The organism is Enterococcus sp. (assembly GCF_032555305.1).
Taxonomy (GTDB): Bacteria; Bacillota; Bacilli; order Lactobacillales; family Enterococcaceae; genus Enterococcus_A.
Genome location: NZ_JAWGOQ010000007.1, coordinates 110,894 through 124,982 on the forward strand (window position 1 = coordinate 110,894; position 14,089 = coordinate 124,982).

Annotated in this window: 13 protein-coding genes; 1 reads left to right on the forward strand and 12 read right to left on the reverse strand. The window is 43.0% G+C overall.

Going from position 1 to position 14,089, the window contains the following annotated elements; translation table 11 throughout:
- Positions 1 to 10 precede the first annotated feature (10 nt).
- Positions 11 to 1,030 (forward strand): acyltransferase family protein, encoded by a 1,020-nt coding sequence (locus E6139_RS07445; RefSeq protein ID WP_316402433.1) that lies wholly within the window; start codon positions 11 to 13, stop codon positions 1,028 to 1,030.
- A gap of 22 nt (positions 1,031 to 1,052) precedes the next feature.
- Here the strand turns inward: E6139_RS07445 and E6139_RS07450 are convergent, their stop codons facing one another.
- The 12 genes from E6139_RS07450 to E6139_RS07505 all read right to left on the reverse strand — a co-directional run bounded on the left by E6139_RS07450 (position 1,053) and on the right by E6139_RS07505 (position 13,966).
- Complete coding sequence (locus tag E6139_RS07450; protein WP_316402434.1) at positions 1,053 to 2,240, reverse strand: iron-containing alcohol dehydrogenase; 1,188 nt, start codon at positions 2,238 to 2,240, stop codon at positions 1,053 to 1,055.
- 274 nt (positions 2,241 to 2,514) lie between these two features.
- A complete protein-coding gene (locus tag E6139_RS07455) occupies positions 2,515 to 3,255 on the reverse strand; it encodes an alpha/beta fold hydrolase (RefSeq protein WP_316402435.1) in 741 nt (246 codons plus the stop codon).
- A 97-nt stretch (positions 3,256 to 3,352) separates the two neighbouring features.
- Positions 3,353 to 4,060 carry a purine-nucleoside phosphorylase gene (deoD, locus tag E6139_RS07460; protein ID WP_316402436.1) on the reverse strand — a complete coding sequence of 236 codons (708 nt, stop codon included), beginning with the start codon at positions 4,058 to 4,060 and terminating at the stop codon, positions 3,353 to 3,355.
- 42 nt (positions 4,061 to 4,102) lie between these two features.
- Positions 4,103 to 4,921 carry a purine-nucleoside phosphorylase gene (locus E6139_RS07465; protein ID WP_316402437.1) on the reverse strand — a complete coding sequence of 273 codons (819 nt, stop codon included), beginning with the start codon at positions 4,919 to 4,921 and terminating at the stop codon, positions 4,103 to 4,105.
- A gap of 24 nt (positions 4,922 to 4,945) precedes the next feature.
- A complete protein-coding gene (gene deoB / locus E6139_RS07470; RefSeq protein WP_316402438.1) occupies positions 4,946 to 6,118 on the reverse strand; it encodes a phosphopentomutase in 1,173 nt (390 codons plus the stop codon).
- Between the two features lie 439 nt (positions 6,119 to 6,557).
- Complete coding sequence (locus E6139_RS07475) at positions 6,558 to 7,511, reverse strand: ABC transporter permease (protein WP_316402439.1); 954 nt, start codon at positions 7,509 to 7,511, stop codon at positions 6,558 to 6,560.
- Positions 7,511 to 8,641, reverse strand: coding sequence for an ABC transporter permease (locus tag E6139_RS07480; RefSeq protein ID WP_316402440.1), 1,131 nt, complete (start codon positions 8,639 to 8,641; stop codon positions 7,511 to 7,513). Before E6139_RS07480 ends, E6139_RS07475 begins: the two co-directional genes overlap by 1 nt.
- Positions 8,634 to 10,169 carry an ABC transporter ATP-binding protein gene (locus E6139_RS07485; protein ID WP_410470515.1) on the reverse strand — a complete coding sequence of 512 codons (1,536 nt, stop codon included), beginning with the start codon at positions 10,167 to 10,169 and terminating at the stop codon, positions 8,634 to 8,636. Before E6139_RS07485 ends, E6139_RS07480 begins: the two co-directional genes overlap by 8 nt.
- 198 nt (positions 10,170 to 10,367) lie before the next feature.
- On the reverse strand, positions 10,368 to 11,468 hold the full coding sequence (locus tag E6139_RS07490) for a BMP family protein (RefSeq protein WP_316402442.1): 1,101 nt from the start codon (positions 11,466 to 11,468) through the stop codon (positions 10,368 to 10,370).
- Positions 11,469 to 11,530: 62 nt separating this feature from the next.
- Positions 11,531 to 11,923 (reverse strand): cytidine deaminase, encoded by a 393-nt coding sequence (locus E6139_RS07495; RefSeq protein ID WP_316402443.1) that lies wholly within the window; start codon positions 11,921 to 11,923, stop codon positions 11,531 to 11,533.
- Between the two features lie 16 nt (positions 11,924 to 11,939).
- Positions 11,940 to 12,602 (reverse strand): deoxyribose-phosphate aldolase, encoded by a 663-nt coding sequence (gene deoC / locus E6139_RS07500; RefSeq protein ID WP_316402444.1) that lies wholly within the window; start codon positions 12,600 to 12,602, stop codon positions 11,940 to 11,942.
- Positions 12,603 to 12,664: 62 nt separating this feature from the next.
- Positions 12,665 to 13,966 (reverse strand): pyrimidine-nucleoside phosphorylase, encoded by a 1,302-nt coding sequence (locus E6139_RS07505; protein WP_316402445.1) that lies wholly within the window; start codon positions 13,964 to 13,966, stop codon positions 12,665 to 12,667.
- Positions 13,967 to 14,089 lie beyond the last annotated feature (123 nt).

The following is a 14,089-nucleotide window of genomic DNA, read 5'->3' on the forward strand; positions in this document are numbered from 1 at the left end:
TCTGAAGGAGGTGTCCACAATCACAAAACCAAATCGCGAGTACCTTTTTGATAATATTCGCGGCATCTTGATTTTACTTGTGGTCTTAGGACACGCATTGGAATATTTTCGTTTAGATAACAAGGTCGGTGAATTTCTTTACGTTTTCATTTACCTATTCCACATGCCCGTTTTTATCTTTATTTCTGGCTATTTTTCAAAAAACCTGAAGAAGGGGCGTTCCACCGCAGTGGAGACTTTCCTTGTCCCTTATTTGCTGTTAAATTTAATTTTAACCCTCATTATGCTGGCCATCGGTAAAATCGATCAGTTCATGATTTTGAGTCCAGGATGGACCCTTTGGTACTTATATTGTATGTTTATCTGGCGTTTATTGCTACCTGACCTGGTAAAAGTACGCAGAATCTTAATTTTAAGTTTTATTATCGGGATTTTCTCCGGCTTTTTAACCGAGTTCGGAACCTATATGGCGATGGCACGGACATTAGGCTTTCTCCCTTATTTCTTGGCTGGATATTTTACTACGCCAGAGCTTGTTACTCGACTGCGTAAAATTCCATTTCGTAAAACAATCAGCTTTGGAATCATCATTTTCGGTTTGGTGAATGCCTATTTTTGGTCAAAAAACAATTTGCCGCCAGAACTATTATGGCGTGATCGTGCCTATGCGTTCTTCCCTGTTCCACTGCTGCAGAATATACTGACGATCATCTTTTTATACGGGATTGGCTTTGCCTTTATCTTCGTCTTTCTGGCTCTCGTCAACAATAAGCCACACTTTTTTACTACATGGGGACAGCGCACTTTAGCTATTTATTTACTCCATGTTTACCTAGTGGCACCATTAGTTGAATTTACACAATTTGAAGATAACCCTGTTCTTCATTTGATTCTCTTAGTGACGGGCAGCGTCTTTATTACTTATCTGCTATCTCATCCAAAAGTCACAGAAATTCTGCGAAAAACACTTGCTCGAATTTTACATTTTATTATGCCAAACAAAGGCAACAAAAACGGCGACTCGTCATGAGTCGCCGTTTTTAATTTATTGTCTATTCAAAATTACTCTCGGTTAAACAAGCTGTGAAGATTTCTTTAACGGCTGCTTCGTCCATTGGCACATAGGCATCCGTCTTGATCATACTGTGATCAACGGCTTGTTTAGCCATTTCATCAAATTTTTCTTCGTTGATACCGACTTCCGGCAAGGTCATTGGAATCCCGCAAGCTTTGAAATAGTCGTATAATTTTTGAATCCCAATACGTGCTGCCAGCATTGGAACTCTTTCATCAACGTCCCAAACATTCCAAGCGAATTTCGCAAATTTATCAACTGTTTCATCATTCAAGGCATACTCCATCCAACGTGGCGTCAAGATTGCTAGCCCCACCCCATGCGTAATGTCATAGAAAGCACTCAGTTCATGTTCCATCGGATGACATGACCAGGCACCTGCTTTACCGCTGCCAGTCAAGCCATTTAAAGCCAAGGTACTTGCCCACATCAAGTTCGCACGAGCATCGTAATCCTCAGGATATTTCAAGGCAATCGGACAATTCTTGATAACCGAACGCATCAAGCCCTCTGAAACCGAATCCTGAACATCGGTCCCTTCCGTCCGTTTGAAATAGTTTTCGATCAAATGACTCATGATATCCGCAGACCCAGCCGCTGTTTGATATTTGTTCACGCTAAAGGTATTTTGCGGATCTAAGAAAGATACTTTAGGCAACATCGCTCTGCTGCCTGTTCCTAATTTTTGATGGGTCGAAAGATTAGAAATAACCGCACCACTGTTCATTTCACTACCCGTTGCAGCTAGCGTCAAGATGGTTACTAATGGCAATGCACCGCCTTGATATTTGCGTCGTTGTAAGACTAAGTCCCAAGCATCTCCGTCAAATTTCGTCGCCGCTGCCACGACCTTTGCACAGTCGATCGTTGAACCACCGCCGACTGCTAAGATCACATCGACATTTTCCTTGCGACAGATTTCCGCACCGCGACGTACCGTTTCCACACGCGGATTAGGTTCAACACCCGCTAACTCAAAGACTTCATTGCCATTGGCTTTCAGCTGTTCCATCACCTTATCGTATAAACCGATCTTCTTGATACTGCCGCCGCCGTAAACGATTAAGACTTTTTTACCGTATTGGTTCAACACCTCTGGTAATTCAGCCAAGCGGTCTTTCCCGAAACGAATATCCGTTGTTACATGAAAATCAAAGTTTTCCATTTAATATTCCCCCTGTTTACTTCTATCCAATAAGCATAAACCAAAGCTTTCCAGAATGAAACTAACTTGCCAGTTTTTCTTTACGCTTTGTCAGTTATACTTCCTGCTTTAACAGGTTAGTAGAATGATATGTCATCGAAAATCCGAATAAATTCTTCTAAAAATTTATCTCCATAATTGTAGAGAAGACCAGCGTAATTAGAAAAATGGTATGCGCGACGACAATAAACTCATTTTTTTTCGATTTTAAGAAAAATGATTTCTTTATTAAGAGTTAGACGCTTAGATTATCTGCAAAAAATTCTGTGATCTGATCCATCGTGGCGATCTGAACAAAATGCCGTTCATCCGCACTGACAAATGTGATATTATCCTGTGGATTCGCTTCAATAAAGTCCGCGGTATGTTGATAAGGGACTTTCTCATCTTGCGTTCCATGCCAAAAGATAACTGGACGACCAGCAACTTTTTCCGGGGCTAATGATAGATCATATCCTTCCAACCAAGAGGTCAACTGACGATAATCCTTCGGTAAATAAAATCCCAGTTCTCCTGCGTGCATGGCGATTCGTTCACGGTATTTGATTGGTGCCGGTGAGCCCATCACACAAGCCGCCACATCAATCTCAGGGTGATGCGTCAGGAGCATACACGTTGTGATTCCACCCATTGAAATTCCGCCAACACCGATTTTCCCCATGACCAAGCCAAGATTTTCAAAATAATCCACTAAATAGCCAAACTCATACAAGTTTGTTTGAATACTATCCCAAAACGTCAGGGAAGGAATCTCCGATGTTTTCGTCTTACGTTCCCCGTGATTCGCCGCATCCGGCAACAGCACCCGAAAATTTTTTGCCGCCAATTTCCGTCCCTGCGTCAATACTAATTCCTTAGCTGTCTGCCAGCCATGATAATAGATGATCAGCGGCAGCGGTTCATAAATTTTATCCTCCGCGACGACCTCCAGCAAGGGAATATTTCCTACTGTGCGCTTACGTACAACTACTTTCATCTTATTCCTCCTACTGAGTATTTCTTTCATTATACCTAGCAATCTTGAAATGCACGACAAAACCGCCCTTCATTAATGAAGAACGGTCTCTACCAAATTATTCTGCAATCAACGTTTCCAATCCAACATACATCATGTCTTTAAAGGTATTTTGACGTTCTTCAGAAGTTGTTTCTTCTCCCGTCACCATATGATCGCTAACGGTCATAATACCTAGTGCTTGAACGTGGAATTTGGCGCCTAAGTAATACAGGATCGCCGCTTCCATTTCAACGCCCATCACACCATACTCGGCTAATTTAAAGGTTGGTGCCAAATCATCTTTGTAGAAGGTATCTTCTGACAGCACATTTCCAACATGTGTCGTGAAGCCTTTTTCCTTCGCCACTTCATAGGCCTTCATCATCAAATCAAAATCGGCAATTGGTGCAAAGTGGAAATCTGGGAAATGTTTTTTCACCATTGAAGAACTTGTTACCGCACCTTGAGCAATAATCAAGTCACGCACGTGAACGTCTTTAGACAACGCTCCGCAGGTACCCACACGAATCAATTTCTTCACGCCGTAAGATTGGATCAATTCTTGCGCATAGATTCCAGCAGATGGCATTCCCATCCCAGTCCCTTGTACAGAAACACGCTCACCCTTATAAGTTCCAGTGTAGCCTAACATTCCTCGCACATTGTTATAGCATTTCGCATCTTCCAAAAAGTTCTCCGCGATAAATTTTGCCCGCAATGGATCTCCTGGCAATAAAATTTTATCCGCAATCTCCCCTTGTTTCGCTTCAATATGAACGCTCATTGTATTCCTCCTACTTCATTAATTATCGTCTTAATAAATTTCTTACAGAACTGCCAAAGTTTCTTTGATTAGTTTCTTAAAGTCTTCTTTCACACGTTCTGTGGTTTCCACAACTTCCGCGTGGTTCAGGTTGGCTTGCATGCCTGCCGCTAAGTTGGTAATGCAAGAAATCCCTAGAACCTTCATGCCGCTGTGTGCCGCAACAATGACTTCGGGTACGGTTGACATACCGACAGCATCCGCGCCAATCGTCCGCGCCATCCGAATTTCCGCAGGAGTTTCATACGTTGGACCGGTCATGCCAAGATAAACGCCTTCCTGAAGATCAATCGATAATTTGTCTGCAACTTCGCGGGCTTTTTCTTGATATTCTTTGGTATAAGCCGCGCTCATGTCTGGGAAGCGTGGTCCCATATTTTCATCGTTTGGTCCGATCAACGGATTGGTTCCCATGAAGTTGATGTGGTCAGTGATCAGCATCAAGTTTCCAGGCTGGAAGCCTTCATTCACACCGCCAGCTGCGTTGGTCACAACCACTGAGTGAATGCCTAGTGCCGCCATGACACGAACTGGATACGTCACTGTTTCCATCGTGTTTCCTTCATAATAGTGGAAACGACCTTGCATCGCTAAAACATTTTTACCAGCTAAACTGCCATAAACTAATTGTCCAGCGTGCCCAACTACGGTTGATACTGGAAAATGTGGGATCTCGTTGTAGGGGATCACCACGGGATTTTCGATTTCCTCTGCTAATTCGCCTAAACCTGAACCTAAGATCAAGCCGAATGCAACATCCGCTACTCCTTTGTCTTGGATATAGCTTGCTGTTTGTTGAATTTTATCCTGTAAGTCTGTCATAAACGTCTCCTTTATAGATAGTTTTTATTTCAATAGTTTCAAGAAGCTTTCGCCATTTTCAGTTGCCGGTACGTCAAAGTTTTCAGCGATTGTTGCAGCAATATCTGAATAGTAGCCTTGCGGTAATTTTCCTTGTGCCTCCATCTTCTTGCTGTAAACCAAGAATGGCACGTATTCACGGGTGTGGTCTGTTCCGGTAAAGGTTGGGTCGTTCCCGTGATCGGCAGTAATCATCAATAGATCGTCCTCTTGCATCGCATCCAAAATTTCAGGAATCCGTAAATCAAATTCTTCGATCGCATGAGCATAGCCGACGACATCGCGACGGTGACCGAACAACGCATCGAAATCAACCAAGTTCGTGAAGCTCAATCCAGTGAAATCATTCTTCATTACATCTAGCAATTTGTCGACGCCATCCATGTTGCTCTTTGTACGAACCGCATCGGTGATACCTTGACCGTTAAAGATATCGTTGATCTTACCAACTGCGATGACATCTTTGCCGTTATCCTTTAATGAATCCAAAACAGTTTTGCCAAATGGATCAAGGGCATAGTCGTGACGGTTGCTGGTACGAGTGAAGTTGCCTGGTTCGCCCAGATAAGGACGCGCAATAATCCGACCGATCATATAAGGATCATCTTTCGTAATATCACGGACATACTGACAAATCTTATACAATTCTTCCAACGGAATGATCTCTTCATGAGCTGCGATCTGCAATACCGGATCAGCAGACGTATAGATGATCAAATCGCCGGTCTTCATTTGCTCTTCACCGAAATCCTTGATGACTTCCGTTCCACTATAAGGTTTGTTGGCTCCCATAATAATGCCGCGACCAGAAAACTCAGAAATTTTATCCAGCAATTCTTGTGGAAATCCTTCAGGGAAGACACGGAATGGCGTTTGGATATTCAAACCGGCAATTTCCCAATGACCCGTCATCGTATCCTTACCAACAGAAATCTCTTCCAATTTTGTCGCATAACCATCATGATCCGCTACGTCTTTCACACCTTTTAATGGACGAATCGTTCCAAGTCCAAGCTGTTCTAAATGCGGAATATTCAATCCGGCTTCTTCTGCAATATGACCTAATGTATCTGAACCTACATCTCCAAATTTTTCAGCATCTGGTGCTTCTCCGATACCTACTGAATCCATTACGACTAAGTGAATGCGCTTAAACATTTCTATTCCCTCTTTCTATTAATTTATATCAAAATAAGCAAGCCGAAGCTGCTTATAAATTTAACAAAAATACTGTCGGACGAAGAATACCGACACAACCCAAGTATATTGGGTTCTTGATGTTCCGTAAACTGAAAGCCATTGTACATCTGAGAATGTTGGACTGGCAGCTAGCTCAGTTTAGAAGAAAATAATTTTTCAAGAACCATGAAAAATGATTCTATTTTCGTACGCATACGATTCCACTACCATAGTACATCTGAACATTTGATTCGCAGCTAATTCGTATTGAGGGATTTACTTTTTCAAAAAACGAAAAAGTTAGTTTGATCCTCATCACGCATATCACTCTACTAACCTGCTAAAGCAGGAAGTAGAACTGACAAAGGGCGCGACTAAGAACATTGTCCCATAGCCCCACCCTTTGAAAACGAAAGAATTATTTTGATTTGATGTAATTGACACCGTCTGCTTTTGGTGCTGCTGCTTTTCCTAGGAAAAGAACCAGTACGACGATCGTCAATACATATGGTGCTGATTGCAGATAGACATCTGGAATCGATGAAATGATCGGCAAGTTTGATCCTGCGATACTCAGGTTTTGTGCGAATCCGAAGAAGATTGCAGCGCCCATCGCACCTAGTGGATTCCATTTACCAAAGATCATCGCAGCCAGTGAGATGAACCCTTGTCCAGCGATTGTCGTTGATGCGAAACGTCCGGCGATTGATTGCGCGAAGACTGCTCCGCCCATTCCGCCAAGGAAGCCTGAAATCAGAACGCCAGAATAACGTAAAGCATAAACGTTAATTCCCAAAGTGTCTGCTGCTTGTGGATTTTCACCAACAGAACGTAGACGTAAACCGAAGCGCGTTTTGAAAATCACGAACCAAGAAATGACTGCGACTAAAATCGCAAAGTAAGCTGGCAAACTGGTATTTTTAAAGAACAGTTCACCGATAACTGGGATTTTGCTTAATCCAGGAAAATCAAAGTAACCAAACTGTTGTTGGATTGTATCTGTTTGACCTTTTCCATAAATAACTTTAATCAAGAAAATCGCTAATGGCGGTGCCAATAAATTCATTACCGTACCACTAATGATGTGGTCAGCACGGAAGCTGACTGTCGCGACAGCATGTAGTAATGAGAATACCATTCCTGCAAGACCGCCGACTAGAACACCCAACCAAGGAGTCATCGCGCCAAACTGATTGGCAAACGCTAAGTTAAATACAACTGAACTAAATGCACCTGCAACCATGATTCCTTCCAGACCAACGTTTACGATCCCGCTACGTTCTGAGAACACACCGCCAAGCGCGGTTAAAATCAATGGTGCTGAATACACGAGTGTCTGAGCAATAATTGAAGCTACTAAATCCATATTCATCAGACTTTGCCCCCTTTTTCAGATTCTTCATTCGGAGCACTTTCGACTTCTTGGACAGTAGCGACTTCTTTTTTACCGCCCATTACTTTTGCTAAACCAACACGTACGATATAGTTGATTGCCACGAAGAAGATGATCAACGGAATAACACTATTAGCTAACTCACTAGGAATACCTGAGAACTGCATCCCTTGTCCGCCTAGCTTCAAGACACTGAACAGTAACGCAGATAATAGGATTCCGACAGAACTGCCGTTTCCTAATAGCGACACGGCCATACCATCGAATCCGATACTGATCGATGACCCTTGAACAAAGTAGTTCATGAAGGTACCTAGACCATAAACGACACCACCTAGACCAGCTAGAGCGCCAGAAATAATCATTGAGATTACGATCGTACGCTTGCTGCTCATCCCTGCATATTCAGAGGCAAAAGGATTCAGACCAACGGAACGAATTTCAAAACCTAATGTCGTACGCTTCATCAAGAACCAAACGACCACTAAGAATACCAATGCTAAAATAAATCCCATGTTGACACGTGAACCACCGAATAATTCAGTCAACCAAGGCTCACGTAAGGACGCGTTCAAGCCAACTGCTTTTGTGACCCCTTTGTTTGAGATGATATCTGGTGACATCACGTGGTTGACGATATGATTGGCTACATAAAGAATTACGTAGTTCATCATGATCGTTACGATTACTTCACTGGTTCCAAAGAAGGCTCTTAATAAACCAGGAATCGCTGCAGCTGCAGCACCGGCTAAAGCACCAACGATGATTGCTAATGGTACAACCACAATCTTTGGTGAATCCGGCATGCTCAATGCGACCCAGATACTTGCGACCCAGCCACATAGAGCTTGCCCTGACAACCCGACGTTAAAGAATCCAGCCGAGTTGGCAACAGAAAATCCTAATGCGGTAAAGATCAGCGGACCTGCACCAACCAAGATTTCCCCGATTGACATCTTGCTTTGGAAAGCCGAGCTAAACATCGCGTTGTAGCCCTCAATCGGATTAAATCCAAATACTAACATCAAAACAGCACCAAGAACAAATCCTAAAATAACTGAAATAATCGGTACTAAAATATTTCTAATTTTTTCTGAGCGATCATTCATTTGTCTCACCAGCCTTTGCTAATTCTGCTCGCGCTTCTTCTAAACTATAACCAGCCATTAATAGACCAAGCTCGTTCTCAGAAGTTTCTTTCGGATCTACGATACCAACGATCTCCCCAGCATGAATAACCGCGATACGGTCAGAGACATTCAAAATTTCATCTAACTCAAAACTTACCAACAGCACACCTTTTTGTTTGTCGCGCTGTTCAACTAAACGTTTGTGGATGTATTCAATCGCACCAACATCCAGTCCACGAGTTGGTTGTGATACGATCAATAAATCTGGATCACGGTCAACTTCTCGTGCAATAATGGCTTTTTGTTGATTCCCACCTGAAAGTGAAGCGGCAGGTGCTTTTTCGCCAGTCGTCCGCACATCATATTCTTCAATCAGACGTTTTGCGTAACGATCGATTTCACCATAATTCAAGATACCGTTCTTACTGAAAGGTGCATGATAGTAAGATTGTAAAGCGATATTTTCAGATAAAGGCAATGGCAGGATCAGCCCATACTTATGGCGGTCCTCCGGTACGTGTCCGACACCTGTCTCCGTGACATGACGAGGCGATTTGCCAGTCACATCTTCTCCTTTGATCGTCACTGTACCACTTTCGACTTTGCGCAATCCAGTCAATGCTTGAATCAATTCAGTCTGTCCATTACCGTCAATTCCGGCAATCCCGACAACTTCACCACGATGAACATCTAAAGATAAATTCTTAACAGCTTCCAGACCGCGGCTTTCTTTTACGACTAAATTTTTAATTGAAAGAACGACTTCCCCCGGCGCTGCTGGCGCTTTATCTGTTTTAAATGAAACAGATCGGCCAACCATCATATCGGCTAGTTGCTGCGAGCTGACATCTTTTACATCGACAGTTCCTATGTATTGTCCTCGACGAATGACGGAACAACGATCCGCGACTTTTTTGATTTCATCTAACTTGTGGGTGATTAGAATGATTGATTTGCCTTCATTGATCAGGCCTTCCATGATCATGATCAGCTCGTCAATTTCTTGCGGTGTCAATACGGCCGTTGGTTCATCAAAAATCAGAACATTCGCACCACGGTACAAGGTTTTTAAAATTTCGACCCGTTGCTGCATCCCCACTGAGATGTCTCGAATATAGGCATCTGGATCAACCTTCAATCCATACTCCTGTGACAAGCGTTCAATCTCGGCTTTTGCTTTCTTTTGGTCCAGTACGCCACCTTTGCGCGGCTCACTACCTAAAATAATGTTTTCCGTAACGGTAAAAGCATCAACTAACATGAAATGCTGATGGACCATTCCGATCCCTAATTGATTGGCTCTAGTTGGACTTGAGATGTCGACTGGCTGACCATCCATCAAGATCTCCCCAGAAGTTGGCTGCAATAACCCTGACAAAACATTCATAAGTGTCGATTTACCAGCACCATTTTCACCTAAAAGTGCATGAATCTCACCTTTACGAATCTGTAAATTGATGTTGTCATTTGCTTTAAACGTGCCAAATTGCTTGGTGATATTGCGCATCTCAATGACATTTTGTTCTTCTGTCACTTTCTTTTCACATCCTATCGCTTTCTAAACCTGACAAAACATTGCAACGCTAAGGGCGTTCTTCCCTTAGCCAAACACAGCGCAGGCCGTGACTTGGCTAAAAAAAGAAGACTCTTTTTTAAAAGAGGACCATAGTCTCGCTTCTTGGAGACTATGGTCACACCTGAATGATTATTTTTCAGGAGTTTCTGGAACTTTGATATCGCCAGCAGAAACTTTTTCTTTTGCTTCTTTAACAGCTGCTTTCGCATCGTCTGAAAGGAATCCGTCTGTTAAATCAACACCGCCGTCTTTCAAACCAAATGATAAGTGTTTGCCGCCAGGGAATTTGTCATTCAATGCATCCGTAGAGATTGATTGAACCGCTGCGCCCACTCCTTTAAGAGTTGAAGTCAAACAGAAGTTGCTGTCTTTACCATCTTTAGATTTGTATTTACCATCGTTTTGTTGGTCGCTATCAACACCGATAACCCAAACTTTGTCTGCTTCGTCGGCTTTTTCGTTACGTGCTTTCGCTTCTGAGAAGACACCTTGACCAGTACCGCCTGAAGCATGATAAATGATATCTACGCCAGCATTGTACATGTTCGCTGCCAAAGCTTTCCCTTTAGAAGGATCACCAAATGAAGCTGCATATTGGACGTCTACAGAAATGTCTTTGTCTAATTTTTTAGCAGTATCTTTTACCCCTTGAACGAAACCAGCTTCAAAACGGTCGATTACGGCACCTTCTTCACCACCAACGAAACCTAATTTGTTCGATTTAGTTGTTTCAGCTGCTGCTACACCTGCTAGGTAAGCTGCTTCTTGGTCTTTAAATGTTGCTGAAGCAACGTTGTCTTTGTCTTCAATTACTGAATCGATGATAACGAAGTTTGTATCAGGATTTTGATCTGCTGCTGCTGAAATTGGGTCCGCTAGCAAGTAACCGATACCGAAGACTGTCTTGAATCCGTTAGTAACAGCTTGTGAAATGTTTTGTTCATATTCAGAAGCATCGTTTGATTGGATATAGTTGTATCCGCCAGTACCTTTTTTGATATCGTGTTCTTTACCCCATGCTTGAAGACCTTCCCAAGCACTTTGGTTAAATGAACGGTCGTCCACCCCACCAATGTCTGTTACGATTGCTACGCTGTGTTTTGCATCGTCTTTGGCCGCTCCGCCTGAAGAATCAGTTGAACCGCCGCCACTACCGCCGCCGCAAGCTCCTAGAGTTAGCAACGCTGCCATTGCCACGGTACCTAGGCCAAATAATTTTGCTTTTTTCATTTCTGTAAAGCCCCCTAAATATGGATTTTTTTTCAACAGTCCTGCGACTGAATGAACATGGTTTATAAATCTTTGTCAGTAAAGGTATACGGCAGTAACTCTCCAACGGTCATTTCTTTTGTTACTCCGTTGTCACCGACTAAGGTTACTGGCATCGCTGGATCGCAAAATTCCGCCATAACTTGACGACAAGCGCCACATGGAGAAATCGGTTCTGGTGTGTGACCAGCGACTACTAAATGACTAAATTCTCTTTCACCTTCCGAAACAGCTTTAAAAATCGCTGTGCGTTCCGCACAATTGGTTAAGCCGTAAGAGGCATTTTCAATGTTGATGCCTTGGTACTTTTTTCCTTCTTTGGTCACGAGACACGCGCCGACAGGAAATTTGGAATATGGGACATATGCTTTATCGAGTGCTTCGACTGCAATGTCGATCCATTCTTGTTTACTCATGTGATTGCCTCCGCTCTTAGTACCCCGTACCAGATAGGCCGTTCATAATAGCGACACCTGAGCTGGCACCTAAACGTGTTGCCCCCGCTTCGATCATCGCTGCTGCTTCCTTGGCATTATGGATACCGCCTGAAGCTTTGACACCCATTTCAGGACCAACGGTTTCACGCATCAAGCGTACATCTTCGACCGTCGCACCGCCAGTTGAAAAACCAGTCGACGTTTTAACGAAATCTGCTCCCGCTGCTTTAGCTAATTCGCAGGCTTTGATTTTTTCTTCATTATTTAATAGAGACGTTTCGATGATGACTTTTACTAAGGCTTTATCTTTCGCAGCCGCTACAACTGCTTCAATATCTTTTTGAACTTTTTCATAGTTGCCGTCTTTTAGCTCACCGATGTTAATGACCATATCGACTTCAGCCGCTCCATTTTGGATCGCATTCGCTGCTTCAAAGGCTTTTGCTTCAGTAGTCGTTGCCCCCAACGGGAAGCCGATCACAGTGCAGACCGCAACAGGTTCGCCCTTTAGTTCTTGAGCTGCAAGTGACACCCAAGTAGGATTAATGCAGACGGAATAGAAACGATATTTTTTTGCTTCTTCAATAATTTTCATCACGTCTGCTTTTTGCGCATCCGCTTTTAAAATTGTGTGGTCGATCATTCGATTGATTTCCATTTCTGTTCCTCACTTCTTTTATTATAATATACTTTTTATTGTTACAAAAAAGTTTTAAATACTTATTCGGTAATGATATCGTGGATTAAAATAGGCTCTTTTGGCTCTTCCCCAATAGAAATATTTTGATAAAGTAATTTTTTCACATCATCGATCTCATTAGAGTTTGCATAAATCGTCAATAGTGATTCACCTTCAGCAACCTTGTCGCCGACTTTTTTATGAAGTTTGATACCTACCGCATGGTCGATGTCGTCTTCTTTGGTCTTGCGTCCTGCACCTAACAGCATTGCCGCGATCCCAATCTCATTCGCAACTAACTCAGTTACATAACCAGTGGATTTCGCTGGGAGTTCGATCTCGTATTTTGCGGTCAAGATTTTTTCAGTGTGGTCGATCACTGTCGCGTCACCGCCTTGATCCTTGACCATTTCACGGAATTTTTCTAACGCCTTGCCTGAGTGCAACGCTTCTTCCAACATCACTCTTGCTTCATCCAACGTTGCTGCTTTGCCTGCCAGAACCACCATTTGACTACCTAAGACATAGCACATTTCAGTCAGATCAGCTGGCCCATTGCCCTTGAGCGTATCAATCGCTTCTACAATCTCTAGGCTGTTCCCGATCGCTTCGCCTAACGGCTCAGACATATCCGAAATAACCGCCATCGTTTGACGACCTGCCAGTTTTCCGATTCGTACCATTGTTTTCGCTAAGCGCTTGGCGTCTTCAATGTTCTTCATGAAGGCACCTTCACCTGTTGTCACATCTAAGACAATCGCATCGGCACCCGCCGCAATTTTTTTACTCATGATCGAGCTGGCGATCAGTGGAATCGAATCAACCGTTGCCGTTACATCCCGTAATGCGTAAAGCTTCTTATCCGCCGGAGCCAGATTTCCTGACTGACCGATGACAGCCACTTTGCTCTTGTTTACAATATCAATGAACTCTTGATCAGATAATTCAATTTTAAAGCCGGGGATCGATTCAAATTTATCTAAGGTACCGCCAGTAAAACCAAGCCCTCGTCCAGACATTTTTGCTACAGGTACATCGACACTTGCCACGAGCGGAGCTAGAACTAGAGTCGTTGTATCGCCAACGCCACCAGTCGAATGTTTGTCCACCTTAATGCCCTCAATAGAAGACAAATCAATGATGTCTCCCGAATTTGCCATAGCCAAAGTTAAATGAGAAATTTCCTCATCCGTCATATCTTGATAAAAGATCGCCATCAACAGTGCGCTCATTTGATAATCAGGAATACTTCCGTCTGTATAGCCCTCAATAATGAAGTCGAGTTCTTCTTTTGATAAGGCTTTACCGTCCCTTTTTTTCTCGATCAAATCTACCATTCTCATAGGTTTTCCTCCAAGCTTCAAAAAGTATTATACAATAAAATGGCGAAAGGTAAACCACTTTAGTAAAACAGTTTACTAAATCTAGAAGCGCTTTCTGTTAGCGCTACCATCGTTACTATAACG